A 13,428-nucleotide genomic window follows, 5' to 3' on the forward strand; every position below is an offset into this window, starting at 1 on the left:
GACATCAATAGTGCGGTCGTTTTTGTTATTGAGGATATATTCTTTGTTATTGTGGGAATCATTTGCAATGAGGTGTCATCTTTTTGATCGAACTTTAGCCAGTGATTGGCTCAAAAAGGCTGGCATAAATCAGCCTTGATTTACCAACGAATGACCCACGCTGATTATTAATCGTTGGGTTGGGCGGAAAGTTTGGCTCGGATATAATCACTATGATCGAGATAAACTAAATCGGCTATTTTACGAATAAGTGCTTCTTCGTGTGGGTCTAAATTGTTGTCTGCATAGGCAACTTGCCACAGCGCCAATATCATTTTATATCGTTTTTCGTATTCCAACTCTTTTACTAGGTGGGTAAATTCGTAAACAGAGACGGATTTTTCAGTGGCTTTTTGCGCTTGAATGTAAAGGGCTCTTGATTCCTCACGTGTTAAAGATAATAATTGGCTTAGCTGATGATAAATGACGGATTGCTCTTCTCCACTTTCGTTTGCATCGGCACCACTAACCTGAATTAATAATGCAGCTGTAGCAAGCCTCAATTGTTCTTCTGGGCTTTGGGATTGTTGTTCATCGCTGCCAAAAGCATCACGGATAAATTGTTGGAGTGTTTCAAGCATTACTGATTCCTCATAGTTGGCTACAAATTGTGGCAGAGTTAGTGGTCAAACCCAAATTTTTTTATTCGTAGGGCTTGAAAATGTCCCGTAAGGGACCATTTATACAGAAAGTACCAAAATATTAGAATCACTATTTGCTACTTAACATATTGTTTATTATGTAGTGAATGATAACAACATAAATGGTGTTGTTATTTGACTATTGTTTTTGTGACTTTCTTTTTATCGATATAAATGAGTAATTTCCTTATAAAGTCATTCGTTATTTTTTTAGTGTATACTTAAATATATCTATGGCTTATTTCATCAATTACATATTGATTGGTTTAAAGATTCAATGACAAACACTCCACGTACAAAATTAGATTGGTTGATTCGATTCCGTCGTGCAAAGACGCAGGAAACGCTGGATTTCATGCTGGAACGAGCTTTAGAACAACTTGCTTCAACTACTGATAAAGCCGAAGCTATATTAGCGCACTCCGCTCGCCAAGATGAATTAGATTCTAATCGTCGTTCCTTTTAATTGAGCTGCACATTTGTTGTTTTTTGCCAGCTAATTAGGGCCAATAGATATCGATAGATAAAGATAATATGCTGCTGAATATGGATTATGTTAATGCAGCATTTTTTTAGATCATCTTTCTTTATAGAAATTTACATTATGGTAAATAGTTATATCTATGGATCGAATACAGAGGAAATCAAAAAAGAGATAAGCCGATAACAACAATAACAATGAAATAAATGAAGAAAATAGACTAAACGTTAAGATGGTGCCGACTGCCGGAATCGAACTGGCGACCTACTGATTACAAGTCAGTTGCTCTACCTACTGAGCTAAGTCGGCGACGCTTAATGGAGCGCTATTAAACGGTTATTTTGATTTGATGTCAAACACCAAATCAAAAAAATTCGCCTTACGGTTATTTTTTGACATACAGTAAATATATTGTCAGATTAATTGTATAGATTGTTGGCAAACCATGGATAAGCTGGTTTTTGGATCACGAGTTATTTTAAGGTGTTCTTAAGATGTTACGTATTCTTTTGCTTTGCATTGGTTGGCTTTCGTTGGGGCTTGGCGTTATAGGGATTGTGTTACCGTTACTGCCCACAACGCCATTTGTATTGCTTTCGTGCGTCTGTTTTTCCAAAGCATCAAAACGCTTCGAGTCGTGGTTACTGAACCATCGTTATTTTGGCGCAATTATAACGAACTGGCGTCAGCATCGAGTGATCCCTAGCCGCGCTAAATGGTTGGCAAGTGGTATGCTCATTTTTTCTGCTACAACGCTCATTTTTGTAGAGATGCCATGGGTAGGGCGAGTCATGACTTGGTGTCTGTTGGCTGGAATTTTGCTCTTTATTCTCACTCGGCGGTCTCAAATTCCGCAGTCAGAATGATGTATTATCTTTTAAATTGCTTAAAGCTTACCCAATCGATTTTTTTAATGAAAATTGCTCTTTACCTTTATCAATGTTTAGGTATACTACGCTGCGTCTTTAGGGGTGTAGTTCGAATTGGTAGAACAGCGGTCTCCAAAACCGACGGTTGGGGGTTCGAGTCCCTCCGCCCCTGCCAGATTTTAAGGCCTGCTCATTGAGCAGGCCTTTTTGATCCGCTATGGTAACGTTTTGAGTCATGAAGAATCAGCCGATGCAACAACGTTCAATTGCTTTCTTGCAGCAGATGGGGATCTCTGTTTGGCGTTCTCGCGAAAAGCAGGAGCTCTTGATCCCGTTATTATGGGTGCATGATCAACCTGACCAGCTTCAAGCATCTCCATTGTGGCGAGGATTGATTGCAGCGATTCAAGATGAATATTCAAACATCTTTATCACCACACCTGAAAAATGCAGCCATTACACAAGCACCACTATTATCTGGACTTCAGAGCAATCCCCGGAAAGTGATGAAAGAGTGAGTCGCTATATTTGGTCTGAGCTTAGTACTCAAGGCGAACAAAAACGTCAGCTTTGGCAGCAGGTCTCTCATGCCTTATATGGTTAAGCCATTGCTCGAGTCGCGGGTTGGTGAAATTCTCGCAATTGAGCAATCTGTTCAGTGTCATCCTTGGAGCGCTAGGTTATTTGAGCAAAGCTTTTCCTCAAGAAGCGTTAATTTAGCGATTGAAGATTGCCATGGGGATATAGCTGGGTACTTGTTTAGTCAGGTGATTGTCGATGAGGCCGAATTATTAAATATTAGTATTGCTAAGAACCACCAGCGACACGGATTAGCAAGTCAGTTATTAACTCATTGGATTAAGTATTTAAACGACCAATCTGTGACTCGATGTTTGCTCGAAGTGCGCCAGAGTAATGAGGCTGCAATTGCGCTGTATCAGAAATTCGGATTCACACTCGATGGGATCCGCAAAGGTTACTACCCTTGTCCCCACGGGCGAGAGGATGCTTGTCTGATGACTTTTTTGCTTGAGCAAACGGAGTAGCTAATTTTTAGCGTCGGACATTGCCTGACGCTTAGCTATCTCGGTGACGCGTTTCAGCGACAGTTTCAATGTGGTGATGGATAATGGCATATGATTGCCGTTATCAATACTGTTTTCTGCTACCCACACCTGATTCATCGGTAGTACTAGGTGTGTTGACACTGGTGGATGCTGTTGATATTGCACGATTAATGCAGGTTGCAGGCGAATATGGTATTTTTTGATAAATTGCTGATGAGCCCGATTCAAATCCATGGTGTAGCGAACTTTGACATAGTTTTGGGTGAAATGAATAAAATCGGCATTGTTGATAATATTTTTTTCGAAATCTTTGCAGATTTGACACGCTTTGCGCCGAAAATAAAAGAGGATGGGACGGTTTTGCTGTTGTGAAATCGCCAGTGCTTGCCGATACCCTTCATCTTCAAAATACCATCCATCGCTGGCACTTACGCCATAGCTCTTAATGTGAAAAAAATAAATGTAACCGCAGGCTAAAATCGCAACTAAGCCGGCTAATGCTGCCATTGACCAAGTACGGACTTGGTTCCGTGAGACTTTCATAACTATCCCATTGAATTCGCTAACCATCTTCATTTTATTATAGAGCGATTATTTATATTTGCCGTGGATCCACATAACAAGATTTTTGTGGCGATTAATAACGCCAATAATCGTTTGCTCGAGCGCTGCTTTCAAACGAGGTTTTTATATAGGTTAAAAATATTCTATAACGGAAAAGAATGATAAAACACTTGAATGAGAATAATTTTTATTTATATTAATGAGCTCATTGCTTTTCCCCTGATTCATTTTGTAGGAGTTTTTCTTCATGCGCCATTTAACGAAGTTACTGTTGCTCGTTTGTAGCTGTCTCATTTCTTGGGCTAGTTTTGCTAGCACTTACCCTTTAACGGTAACTGATATGGCGGGTCGTCAGGTAACGATTCAGTCTGAGCCGCAGCGAGTTGTTCTGCAAGATGGCCGTGACTTAATGATGTTGGCATTGCTCGATCGGCACAATCCGTTCAAACGGGTGGTTGCGTGGAACAACCTGATTAAGCGCCATGATCGTGGGACTTGGAAGCCCCTGGTAAAAGAGTGGCCAGCGGGCGGCAAAATTTTAGATATGAATTTTGGGGATAGCGGTAATTTGAATATCGAAGAAGTCATTACTCATCGACCACAACTGCTGATTGCTGAGCTTCGTGCCAAACCGGCCTTGGAACAGTCTGGTGTGATCCAAAAGCTAGCCAAAGTAAACGTCCCGGTTGTATTTGTTGATACTGGCGTTCATCCGGTTAAAAATGCTCCTAAAAGTGTGGCGCTGCTGGGTAAAATTTTAAATAAACAAGCCAATGCTAAAGCATACGTTGATTTTTATGAGAGCCATTTAGCCAAAGTTAAACAGCTGGTCAAGCAGGCGATTAAAGACAATGGCGGTAAACGCGTCCGCGTCTTTTTAGAAGCCCATGCGGGGGCGAAAGGAGCGAATGATTGTTGTTTTACGCATAATCATTTTGGTTGGGGCCCTCAAATAGTCGCTGCTGGTGGTGAAAATGTGGGTGGCGAGCTTCTTAAAGGTCCAACAGGCGTGATTTCGATGGAAAAAGTGTTGCAGATGCAACCGGATGTCTACGTTATGAGTGGTGCTGATTTTGGTCCTGATTCATTAGCCTTGCCGTTAGGGGGTGTCGTCTCCGCGCAACGTGTTCATAAAGCATTTGTTCGATTACTAAACCGCCCAGGATTTAAGCAACTCAATGCGTATAAAAATCATCGAGTTTATGGAATATACCATCAGTTCTATAACCATGCTTACAATATTGTTTCAATTGAAGGTTTAGCCAAAGATTTTTACCCGAAAGCCTTTAAAAATATTGATCCGACTCAGACGTATCATACGATCCTCAGTCGTTTTACAGATATAAAAATAGGTGATGTGACCTTGTTTGCTCACGCCAAATATAAGTAAATAGGACATGTAGATATCACCATGACTGAGAGTGTTATTTCGCCGCAACCTAAGTGTTGCGGCGCGGTTGTTTATAAAAACGACATTCGGCGAAAGCTACTTTGGGTGATTAGTTTCACCTTATTGGCGGTTATTGCGGCAATTACCGATGTGTTGTGTGGTTCTGGCACATTACCTTGGAAAGTTGCACTGAACGGGATCTTTCATCCTGAGCAAGTGTCGACGATGGTTCGGGTGGTCATTTGGGATCTGCGGATGCCCGTTACCTTAACCGCCGTACTTGCTGGCATCGGTTTATCATTAGCTGGTTCATTGATGCAAACGGTGCTGGACAATCCCCTCGCAGAACCATTTACGTTGGGAATTTCAGCTGCGGCGGGTTTTGGCGCTGCATTAGTCATTGTCTTCCAAACGGCGTTAGTTAGCTGGTTGCCCGTCGATTATCTGTTAACTGCGAATGCATTTATTTTTTCGCTAGTGACCGTGTTATTTATCGGTATCTTTGCTGCGCGCTGTGGCTTGTCAGTCGAGATCATTGTGATGTTAGGGATTGCCGTTCACTTTATTTTCTCAGCACTGCTTGGACTGGCGCAATATCTGGCGGATGTCAATCAGTTGCAATCTCTGGTGTTCTGGATGATGGGCTCTTTGCAAAAAAGCAATTGGACTCAAGTTGGTATTAATGCAGCCATTATTGCAGTCATTCTGCCAATTTTGTTGTTGTTATCTTGGCAGATTTCTGCACTGCGTGGTTTTGGTGAGCAGGCGCAAGTTTTGGGGATCCCGGTGGCAAAACTGCGGATGTTACTGCTGGTCTTTTCCGCCTTGATGGCGAGTGCGATTACCGCAACGATTGGGGTGGTTGGTTTTATTGGTCTGGTGGCGCCCCATGTCGCCCGCATGCTGGTGGGAGAAGATCAGCGTTTTACCCAGATTATGACAATGGTTGTAGGGGCATTGCTGATGACCGTTGCTTCAATTGTGAGCAAGATGTTGATCCCTGGCGTAATTTTACCGATTGGGATGGTCACGTCCTTGCTGGGAGTTCCGTTCTTTTTATGGTTGATTCTAGGGCGACGAGTGAGGAGAAATTGAATGCTTGAAGTTCATGATTTAAGTGTCACGATTGGGCGCACTGAGATCCTAAAACCTACTAGTTTTGTTCTAGAAAACGGCCATTCTTTGGCGCTGTTAGGACGTAATGGCGCAGGTAAATCTACCTTAGTTAAGGCGTTAGCCGGGATGTTGAAGTATCGCGGTAGTGTTCAGTTAGATGGCCGGGTTTTAGATAAAGTGAGTTATAAAGAGCGCAGCCAATTGATTGGCTATATGGCCCAGGATTTTGCTGCGAACTCGGTTCGGTTAACGGTGTTTGAGTTGCTGCTCATGGCGCAAAATAGCCATAATATGCGTTTTTCTGCTTCGCATGAAAGTATTGTTCGCGCGCAGCATATGCTCTCAATGCTTAACATTGAAAATCTGAGCGAGCGGATGAGTGATGAAATGTCGGGCGGTCAGCGCCAAAAAGTGGCTTTGGCATTGGCTCTGATTCGCAAACCACAACTATTGCTGCTTGATGAGCCGACCTCTGCACTTGATTTAGCTAACCAGTTACAACTCCTTGAACGGGTTTTGGATTACACTCGTCAGCAGGGCATTTGTACGTTGATGGTGTTGCATGATCTGAATCAGGCACATCGTTATGCGGATCAAACGATGATCCTCGAGTCTGGCTCGATCAGTGCCAAAGGACAGACTGATAAAGTACTCACAGCAGAGCAAATCGCGAAAAGCTATGGTGTTCATTGTGAAGTATTTGTCGGTTCTGATGGTTCGCGTAGCATTCATCCATTGTCTGCGATTGTGAATTTCTAGACTTCTGCACCAGGCCACGCGATGATAAGTGTTATTCTCATTACTATTTAAAAGGATTGTTGTTCATGCGTGAAGCTATTGATGCTGCTTATGTCAAAGCGCTTGCCCAAGAAATACTCTCGATTGATTCTCCCAGTGGTTATTGTCAAAGTGTGATCAAGCGAATTGAGCAAGAGTGTGCTTTATATGACGGTGAGTTTCAGCGCGATAATAAGGGCAATGGTATTTTTACCATTGCTGGTAAGGATCGCTCTCAGACGATAGGCGTGGGGGTACATGTCGATACCTTAGGTGCGATGGTCCGCAGCATCGACGAGCAAGGGCGCATTCGCTTTACCCCAGTAGGGGGACTCATCTGGCCCACAGCCGATGGTGAATATTGCAATATTCGTACTCGTGATGGCCGCACGTATACGGGAACTTTTTTAAGTCTATCTGCAGCTGCTCATGTCTATAAAGATGCTAAGTCTCGTCCTCGAGAGCCGGAACAGATGTATGTGCGCCTTGATGAAGTGGTTGAATCAGCTGAGGATGTTCGTTCGTTAGGGATTGCGGTGGGCGATTACCTCTGCATTGAAACCAAAACGAAGATAACAGATAGTGACTTTATAAAATCACGGTTTATCGATGACAAAATTAATGTCGCGAGTGTTTTCGGGCTGCTCAAGTTGTTCGCAGCAAAAAAAATTCAGCCGCAGTATAACGTCTCATTTGTCTTCTCTACTTATGAAGAAGTTGGCCATGGTGCGGCTTGTTTACCTACCCATATTCGAGAGTTTATTGCCGTCGATATGGGATGTATCGGCGATGATCTCAGTTGTAATGAGCGCCAAGTGAGTATCTGTGCCAAGGATTCTTCAGGGCCTTATGATTACCAGATGGTGTCAAAATTAATCGAATTGGCGAAAGAACATCAACTGGATTACGCCGTTGACGTGTATCCATTTTACAGCTCTGATGCCAGTGCGGCGATGAAAGGTGGCCGTGATATTCGTGCGGCCCTCATTGGTCCTGGCGTGGATGCCTCTCATGGTATGGAACGTACGCACTATAAAGCCCTCGAAAATACGATTGCGCTGTTAGCGGCTTATTTGCAAGAAGGAGCCATTCGAGCATAAGCAACTCGCCTGCCGCAAGGCAGGCTATACATATTATCTTGGGGGCATTAAATCCCCATACATAGATATTTAATTTCGCTATATTCTTCTATGCCATAGCGAGAGCCTTCCCGGCCGATGCCCGATTCTTTAATACCACCAAAAGGGGCCACTTCATTGGAAATTAACCCTTCATTGATCCCAACCATGCCATATTCCAGTGCTTCACTCACCCGCCAGATACGGCTCATATCGCTGGCATAAAAATAGGCGGCTAAACCAAATGGTGTTGCGTTAGCCAGTTCAATAGCTTGTGCCTCATCGGTGAATTTTACCAGTGGTGCAACTGGGCCAAAAATCTCATTGTTGAATATATCCATCTGAGCATTAACACCTGTGAGAACCGTGGGTTGATAAAAGAGTGTATCACCCTGTTGTTGGCCTCCAGTGGTCACTTTAGCTCCGGCTGAGATGGCTTGAGACACTAACGCATTGACTTTGTCGACGGCAGCTCGGTTGATCAATGGCCCCATATTTACACCTGTTTCAAGGCCGTTACCTAATTTAAATTGTTTTAGTGCAGCCGTGAGTTTATCGGTAAATTGATCGTATACATCTTCTTGAACCAGAATGCGGTTTGAACAGACACAAGTTTGCCCACTATTGCGGAATTTTGAGGCAATTGCACCTGCTACCGCTTCATCTAAATCGGCATCATCAAAGACAATAAAGGGGGCATTGCCGCCTAATTCCATGGATGTGCGTTTGACCGTGTCAGCGCATTGTCGCAGTAATAGCTTACCGACTTGTGTTGAGCCGGTGAAGCTGAGTTTACGGACGATTGGGCTCTTAGTTAAAACACCGCCAATGGCTTTAGAATCAAGCCCAGTGACAATATTCAGTACCCCTTGTGGGAGTCCAGCGCGCTGCGCTAATTCTGCCAGAGCTAATGCGCAAAGAGGAGTTTCTTCTGAAGGCTTGACGATCATCGTACATCCAGCGGCTAAGGCTGGTGCGGCTTTGCGAGTGATCATCGCTATAGGAAAGTTCCAAGGGGTAATTGCTGCAACAACGCCAACCGGTTGACGAATGGTTAAGAGGCGTTGGTTGGGATTGGCCGATGGGATAACCTCACCATATTGGCGTTTGGCCTCTTCAGCAAACCACTGAATAAACGAAGCACCATAGGCAACTTCGCCATTGGCTTCACTTAGCGTTTTACCTTGTTCTAAGGTCATCAGGGTGGCTAAGTCTTGCTGATTGTCCATAATAAGCTCAAACCAACGATTTAGGATTGCCCCTCGTTGTTTGGCGGTTAATGCTGACCAACTGGGAAGAGCCCGTTGGGCAGCTTGAACCGATTTTTCAGTTATTTTTGAATCACAATCAGTAACTTGTGTGATAACTTGTGCCGTAGCAGGATTGAGCACGGCAAACTTGTGTTCACTATCGAACCACTGACCATCAATAAATGCTTGCTGTTTGAGTAGTGATGGATCGGATAAAAGCATGACTTATTCTCCCCTGATCGTTTATGTATTGTTCAGCGTATCACGAACTGTTTAGGCATCCCTATATCATTTGCTTTTTCGATTGCCGTTTTGGGGCATCATTGGGTAATAAGCAATAAAGAAACGCAGGAATAAGTACAATTAACCCTAAAATGGTGAAACTCCAATTGAAACTCCACAGCATATTATGGTTTGGCGAAATTTTATAAAAAATTGCTAGCAATGTTGCGCCACAGGCAACGCCTAAACTAAATCCTAACTGCTGGATAACCGATAGCAATCCATTGCCAGAACTGGCTTGTTGATCACTTAAGTCACGCAGTGAGATGGTTCCGATGCCACTATAGGTAATAGAATTAAGTGAACCTAAAATCGCGAGCTGAACCAAAATGAGCACTAAACTATGGTTGGTTAGTGTAAACGAGCAGAAGCATAAAAATTGTAGGCAACTGGCAGTGCGCAATACATTCCGATAGCCATAATGGTGGATGAGTCGAACCACATAGCTCTTAGCGATTATCGCAAATAGTGCGATGGGGATCATGGCCAGGCCCGAAGTAAAAGGAGACAAACCCAGGGCTAGTTGCAAATAGAGTGGAATGAGCAACGGCATAGCTCCGCTCCCCATTCGGTAAAATAAGTTCGCAAAGGCACCAATGGCAAAAGTTGAGACGCCAAACAATCTCGGTGAAAACAGCGGATTAGATTTCACACTGGCTAGCCACCAATATAAGGCGATCAGTATCACCCCAGTAGCTAGGCAGTATAAAGAATGATAATGCCCTGTTTTATAGTGGGCTAATAAGTCCAATCCAATGGTGAATGTTGCCATGGCGCCAGCCAATAGGATGAATCCGAGATAATCAAACTTTTCTTGATGAGGTGAGCGGATATCTGGCATGACTTTATAGGCCGTCCATAAGCCAATGACTGCCACGGGTAAGTTGATTAAAAACACCCAGTGCCAGTTGGCGATTTCAACTAAAAAACCACCCAGCGCAGGACCAATAATTGGTCCTAATAATCCGGGCATGACCACAAAGCTCATAGCGGCCAAGAACTGCTCTCTGGGGATGGTTCGTAAAATCGTTAATCGTCCAACAGGTAACATCAAGGAGCCCCCAATACCTTGAATGACTCGAGAAATAATGAGCTGATTGAGTGTCTGCGATTGCGCGCAGCATAGTGATCCGATTGCAAACATCGTCAGCGCAAACATGAAGATGCTGCGAGTCCCGAAACGATCTGAAAGCCAGCCAGAAGCTGGAATTAAAATAGCAATAGTTAATAGATAAGCCTCAATGACTGATTGCATCTGTAATGGACTTTCACCCAGAGCCTTAGCCATCGAAGGTAGCGCTGTATTGACAATGGTGCCATCTAGCGTTTGCATAAAAAAGGCGATGGCAACCAGCCATAGCAAGGGTTTACCGGTGACCGGATTGTTCATAGGTATCTCTAGTTTTATGTATTGCTATTGTGATAACGCGAAGATGTACTTAATATACTTATTGCTCTGTACCATGCTGTTATATCGATAACAGTCGTAACTCAAAGAGTGAGTGTTCTGAGCAATATTAGCAAATGCGACTAAAACGATAAGAAATAGAAATTTCATCAAACTCAAGTGAGCCTGTTCTTTGTCGCAAATATGAGGCTCAGTTAACCTTTGTTGGAGAAAGTTCTCCAAATCCGTCACTATCATAACTAACTGGCGTCAGCTTGTCTTTGGGGAGAGGCTATTTACATCGAGTTTATAATAATTTAGGCTCTGGGGGCTTTATTGCAGCAGGAAGGCGTGTGGCCTGAGGCCTGCGCTAAGTTCGTGTCTGTAAATTGATAATAGTGTTGTTTTAGTTTGTTCCAGCGACTGGATTTCACGTTCGCATTAGCGGCCTCCAGTATCGTTTTAAGTTGGGTCTTTCTGACGTCATATACGAGATAAAGCGTATGCTCGGACAACTGGATCTGTTGTATCCCTGGAAAATCTTTTAACTCCTGAAGCGTGTCTTGGCACAGGGCTGTATTAAGTTTCAGTGAACGTTTAACCAGAAAATTAGCCATGATATTCCTTCCCAGTATCTAGGGACTGTTGACCTTTTGTGATTAGTTTTGCAGAAATCTGAGAGGGATTTAGGCAAGGCAAACGTTGTGCTGTGTAGTTATTCTCCACAAAGAACGTTTAACGCTGGATAAATTCCTCTCAGATACTGCCCTTGGGGTTCATTTAAACGCATCCTGAACTTTGTTGCCCCCTGCTTGCTTCACTCATTAAGCGACGCAGGGAGCGCCGCGTTCAAAATGCGTTTAATTTGAACAAAATTCAACCGCCAAAGGTCAACAGTTCCTAGTTAGAATCTTGAGGTTGTTTCTAATCACAAACGGTACTCTAAACGCTCCTTTGGGGGGAATGTAAAGTACAAGAAATAATCCATACTCCGTGTTTATGTCATACAATTAATCATAGATTTTTTGCAATATTGACCTGTTTGGGGTGTGGAAATAAGTTGCTCGTTCTCCAACGGGTTCTTAATCCTTTTCATTTTAGATTAAGGTAATTATTTTAATGAGTTTGTTTTTTAAGAGTCGAAAAAATAAGCAGCAGGATGATGCTGAGTATAAAAATCAGTGGTTATTAGCTGAATACTCAGCCATTACCGAGGCGATGGCTGTGATTCATTTTGATCTGAACGGTACGATTAAATCCGCTAATGAACGATTTTTAGAATTAATGGGTTATACCCAGTCACAACTGATTGGGCAATCCCATCGCAAGCTTTGTAAAAAAGATTATCAGCAATCGGTTGAATATCAGCAATTTTGGCAACGTCTGCAACGCGGGGAGAGTTATTCTGGGCGAGTGCTGCGAGTGAATGCCAAAGGGGAGCAGCTATGGTTAGAAGCGGTTTATACCCCGGTGAAAGATAATCAAGGAAAAGTAATTGGAGTGATTAAATTAGCTTCAGATATTACCGAGCGAATTAATCGTTATTATCGCCAGAAAGCCGTGATCAGGGCATTTAGCCGGGTTATGGCCACGGTTGAATTTACGGTCGATGGCGAAGTTATAGAAGCAAATGATAATTTTTTGCAAGTGATGGGCTACACCCAGAATCAGATCCAGGGGTTACACCATCGCCAGTTTTGTGAGCAGAGTTTTGTCAATACGGATGCATATCGCCAGTTTTGGGAAAAATTAGCGCGAGGGGAATTTATTGCAGCTCGGATTAAGCGGATTGCTCGAGACGGTTCAACGCGTTGGCTGCAAGCCAGTTATAACCCAATTATTGATGAGGCGGGGAGTGTGACTGGCGTGATTAAGTTCGCCACCGATATTACTGATGAGGTAGCACATCAGGATGCTGAGCGAGAAAGCGCTAGTTTTGCCCACAATGTCTCGGAACAGACCCGACAATGGTGTGAGCAAGGTGTCGGGCAGATTAATGAGAGTGCGAGATTAATGCAGACCACGGCTCAGAACATAAAAGATGCCAGTAACGAGGTTAAAGTTTTAGGAGAGCGTTCAGAGCAGATCACTTCGATTGTTCAGACGATTAACAGTATTGCGGAACAGACTAACCTGTTGGCTCTAAATGCAGCGATTGAAGCGGCTCGAGCGGGTGAATACGGGCGCGGGTTTGCCGTGGTTGCCGATGAAGTGAGAAACCTAGCGAAACGTTCGGCGGAATCGACTGCTGAGATCGATAGAATGATTGATGATATACAGAGCCAGAGTGTTGTTTCGGTCAGACATATGGATGATTTGTTACCTCAGGTTGAAAAGAATGTTGAGATAACCGATGAGATTGGTCAAATGATGTCTAAAATAAATGAACATGCGCAGTCAGTTGTGGAAGCGATCGGACAATTTACACATATGCAAAAATAGTAAGG

At 43.4% G+C, this 13,428-nt stretch carries 14 protein-coding genes, 2 tRNA genes and 1 pseudogene; 11 read left to right on the top strand and 6 right to left on the bottom strand.

What is annotated here, in order from left to right; genetic code table 11:
* Positions 1 to 167: 167 nt before the first annotated feature.
* Complete coding sequence (locus tag EV690_RS13480; RefSeq protein WP_131913539.1) at positions 168 to 620, bottom strand: tellurite resistance TerB family protein; 453 nt, start codon at positions 618 to 620, stop codon at positions 168 to 170.
* Positions 621 to 957: 337 nt separating this feature from the next.
* On the opposite strand from EV690_RS13480, the gene EV690_RS13485 reads away from it, so the two are divergent.
* Positions 958 to 1,146, top strand: a complete 189-nt coding sequence (locus tag EV690_RS13485) for a hypothetical protein (protein ID WP_131913540.1) — start codon at positions 958 to 960, stop codon at positions 1,144 to 1,146.
* Between the two features lie 248 nt (positions 1,147 to 1,394).
* On the opposite strand, the gene EV690_RS13490 is transcribed toward EV690_RS13485, so the two are convergent.
* Positions 1,395 to 1,470: transfer RNA gene (locus EV690_RS13490), tRNA-Thr, on the bottom strand.
* A 185-nt stretch (positions 1,471 to 1,655) separates the two neighbouring features.
* Here EV690_RS13490 and EV690_RS13495 point away from each other — a divergent pair.
* The 4 genes from EV690_RS13495 to rimI all read left to right on the top strand — a co-directional run bounded on the left by EV690_RS13495 (position 1,656) and on the right by rimI (position 3,076).
* Complete coding sequence (locus tag EV690_RS13495; protein WP_131913541.1) at positions 1,656 to 2,027, top strand: YbaN family protein; 372 nt, start codon at positions 1,656 to 1,658, stop codon at positions 2,025 to 2,027.
* Positions 2,028 to 2,128: 101 nt separating this feature from the next.
* A tRNA-Trp gene (locus EV690_RS13500) sits at positions 2,129 to 2,205 on the top strand.
* A gap of 75 nt (positions 2,206 to 2,280) precedes the next feature.
* Entirely contained in the window at positions 2,281 to 2,634 is a 354-nt protein-coding gene (locus tag EV690_RS13505) for a DNA polymerase III subunit psi (protein WP_165872760.1), read from the top strand.
* On the top strand, positions 2,618 to 3,076 hold the full coding sequence (gene rimI, locus EV690_RS13510) for a ribosomal protein S18-alanine N-acetyltransferase (protein WP_131913543.1): 459 nt from the start codon (positions 2,618 to 2,620) through the stop codon (positions 3,074 to 3,076). The genes EV690_RS13505 and rimI overlap by 17 nt, the downstream gene beginning before the upstream one ends.
* On the opposite strand, the gene EV690_RS13515 is transcribed toward rimI, so the two are convergent.
* Positions 3,077 to 3,640: a thioredoxin family protein gene (locus EV690_RS13515; protein ID WP_165872761.1), complete on the bottom strand. Its 564-nt coding sequence runs from the start codon at positions 3,638 to 3,640 to the stop codon at positions 3,077 to 3,079.
* A 268-nt stretch (positions 3,641 to 3,908) separates the two neighbouring features.
* On the opposite strand from EV690_RS13515, the gene EV690_RS13520 reads away from it, so the two are divergent.
* From EV690_RS13520 to EV690_RS13535, 4 genes are all read left to right on the top strand, one after another.
* A complete protein-coding gene (locus EV690_RS13520; protein WP_131913545.1) occupies positions 3,909 to 5,051 on the top strand; it encodes an ABC transporter substrate-binding protein in 1,143 nt (380 codons plus the stop codon).
* Positions 5,052 to 5,072: 21 nt separating this feature from the next.
* A complete protein-coding gene (locus tag EV690_RS13525; RefSeq protein WP_131913546.1) occupies positions 5,073 to 6,146 on the top strand; it encodes a FecCD family ABC transporter permease in 1,074 nt (357 codons plus the stop codon).
* Positions 6,147 to 6,926: an ABC transporter ATP-binding protein gene (locus tag EV690_RS13530; protein WP_131913547.1), complete on the top strand. Its 780-nt coding sequence runs from the start codon at positions 6,147 to 6,149 to the stop codon at positions 6,924 to 6,926.
* A 65-nt stretch (positions 6,927 to 6,991) separates the two neighbouring features.
* Positions 6,992 to 8,044, top strand: a complete 1,053-nt coding sequence (locus EV690_RS13535) for a M42 family metallopeptidase (RefSeq protein WP_131913548.1) — start codon at positions 6,992 to 6,994, stop codon at positions 8,042 to 8,044.
* Positions 8,045 to 8,091: 47 nt separating this feature from the next.
* Here EV690_RS13535 and EV690_RS13540 read toward each other — a convergent pair whose 3' ends face one another.
* From EV690_RS13540 to EV690_RS13550, 3 genes are all read right to left on the bottom strand, one after another.
* Positions 8,092 to 9,534, bottom strand: coding sequence for an NAD-dependent succinate-semialdehyde dehydrogenase (locus EV690_RS13540; protein WP_131913549.1), 1,443 nt, complete (start codon positions 9,532 to 9,534; stop codon positions 8,092 to 8,094).
* Positions 9,535 to 9,595: 61 nt separating this feature from the next.
* Positions 9,596 to 10,984: a multidrug transporter subunit MdtD gene (gene mdtD, locus EV690_RS13545; RefSeq protein WP_131913550.1), complete on the bottom strand. Its 1,389-nt coding sequence runs from the start codon at positions 10,982 to 10,984 to the stop codon at positions 9,596 to 9,598.
* A gap of 314 nt (positions 10,985 to 11,298) precedes the next feature.
* Complete coding sequence (locus tag EV690_RS13550) at positions 11,299 to 11,598, bottom strand: hypothetical protein (protein ID WP_131913551.1); 300 nt, start codon at positions 11,596 to 11,598, stop codon at positions 11,299 to 11,301.
* A 502-nt stretch (positions 11,599 to 12,100) separates the two neighbouring features.
* Here EV690_RS13550 and EV690_RS18760 point away from each other — a divergent pair.
* Together EV690_RS18760 and EV690_RS18765 are read left to right on the top strand one after the other, a co-directional pair.
* Positions 12,101 to 12,874, top strand: a pseudogene (locus EV690_RS18760) (PAS domain-containing protein); the annotation flags it as partial.
* A gap of 120 nt (positions 12,875 to 12,994) precedes the next feature.
* Positions 12,995 to 13,423, top strand: coding sequence for a methyl-accepting chemotaxis protein (locus EV690_RS18765; RefSeq protein WP_396022822.1), 429 nt, complete (start codon positions 12,995 to 12,997; stop codon positions 13,421 to 13,423).
* The last annotated feature ends 5 nt before the right edge of the window (positions 13,424 to 13,428 follow it).

It is taken from the genome of Celerinatantimonas diazotrophica, from assembly GCF_004339545.1.
In the GTDB taxonomy this organism is placed as follows: Bacteria; Pseudomonadota; Gammaproteobacteria; order Enterobacterales; family Celerinatantimonadaceae; genus Celerinatantimonas; species Celerinatantimonas diazotrophica.

What these genes read in the sequence shown, in the direction of transcription:
- EV690_RS13480 (WP_131913539.1), bottom strand. Translation starts at nt 620, where the DNA reads ATGCTTGAAACACTCCAACAATTTATCCGTGATGCTTTTGGCAGCGAT.
- EV690_RS13485 (WP_131913540.1), top strand. Translation starts at nt 958, where the DNA reads ATGACAAACACTCCACGTACAAAATTAGATTGGTTGATTCGATTCCGT.
- EV690_RS13495 (WP_131913541.1), top strand. Translation starts at nt 1,656, where the DNA reads ATGTTACGTATTCTTTTGCTTTGCATTGGTTGGCTTTCGTTGGGGCTT.
- EV690_RS13505 (WP_165872760.1), top strand. Translation starts at nt 2,281, where the DNA reads ATGCAACAACGTTCAATTGCTTTCTTGCAGCAGATGGGGATCTCTGTT.
- rimI (WP_131913543.1), top strand. Translation starts at nt 2,618, where the DNA reads ATGCCTTATATGGTTAAGCCATTGCTCGAGTCGCGGGTTGGTGAAATT.
- EV690_RS13515 (WP_165872761.1), bottom strand. Translation starts at nt 3,640, where the DNA reads ATGAAAGTCTCACGGAACCAAGTCCGTACTTGGTCAATGGCAGCATTA.
- EV690_RS13520 (WP_131913545.1), top strand. Translation starts at nt 3,909, where the DNA reads ATGCGCCATTTAACGAAGTTACTGTTGCTCGTTTGTAGCTGTCTCATT.
- EV690_RS13525 (WP_131913546.1), top strand. Translation starts at nt 5,073, where the DNA reads ATGACTGAGAGTGTTATTTCGCCGCAACCTAAGTGTTGCGGCGCGGTT.
- EV690_RS13530 (WP_131913547.1), top strand. Translation starts at nt 6,147, where the DNA reads ATGCTTGAAGTTCATGATTTAAGTGTCACGATTGGGCGCACTGAGATC.
- EV690_RS13535 (WP_131913548.1), top strand. Translation starts at nt 6,992, where the DNA reads ATGCGTGAAGCTATTGATGCTGCTTATGTCAAAGCGCTTGCCCAAGAA.
- EV690_RS13540 (WP_131913549.1), bottom strand. Translation starts at nt 9,534, where the DNA reads ATGCTTTTATCCGATCCATCACTACTCAAACAGCAAGCATTTATTGAT.
- mdtD (WP_131913550.1), bottom strand. Translation starts at nt 10,984, where the DNA reads ATGAACAATCCGGTCACCGGTAAACCCTTGCTATGGCTGGTTGCCATC.
- EV690_RS13550 (WP_131913551.1), bottom strand. Translation starts at nt 11,598, where the DNA reads ATGGCTAATTTTCTGGTTAAACGTTCACTGAAACTTAATACAGCCCTG.
- EV690_RS18765 (WP_396022822.1), top strand. Translation starts at nt 12,995, where the DNA reads ATGCAGACCACGGCTCAGAACATAAAAGATGCCAGTAACGAGGTTAAA.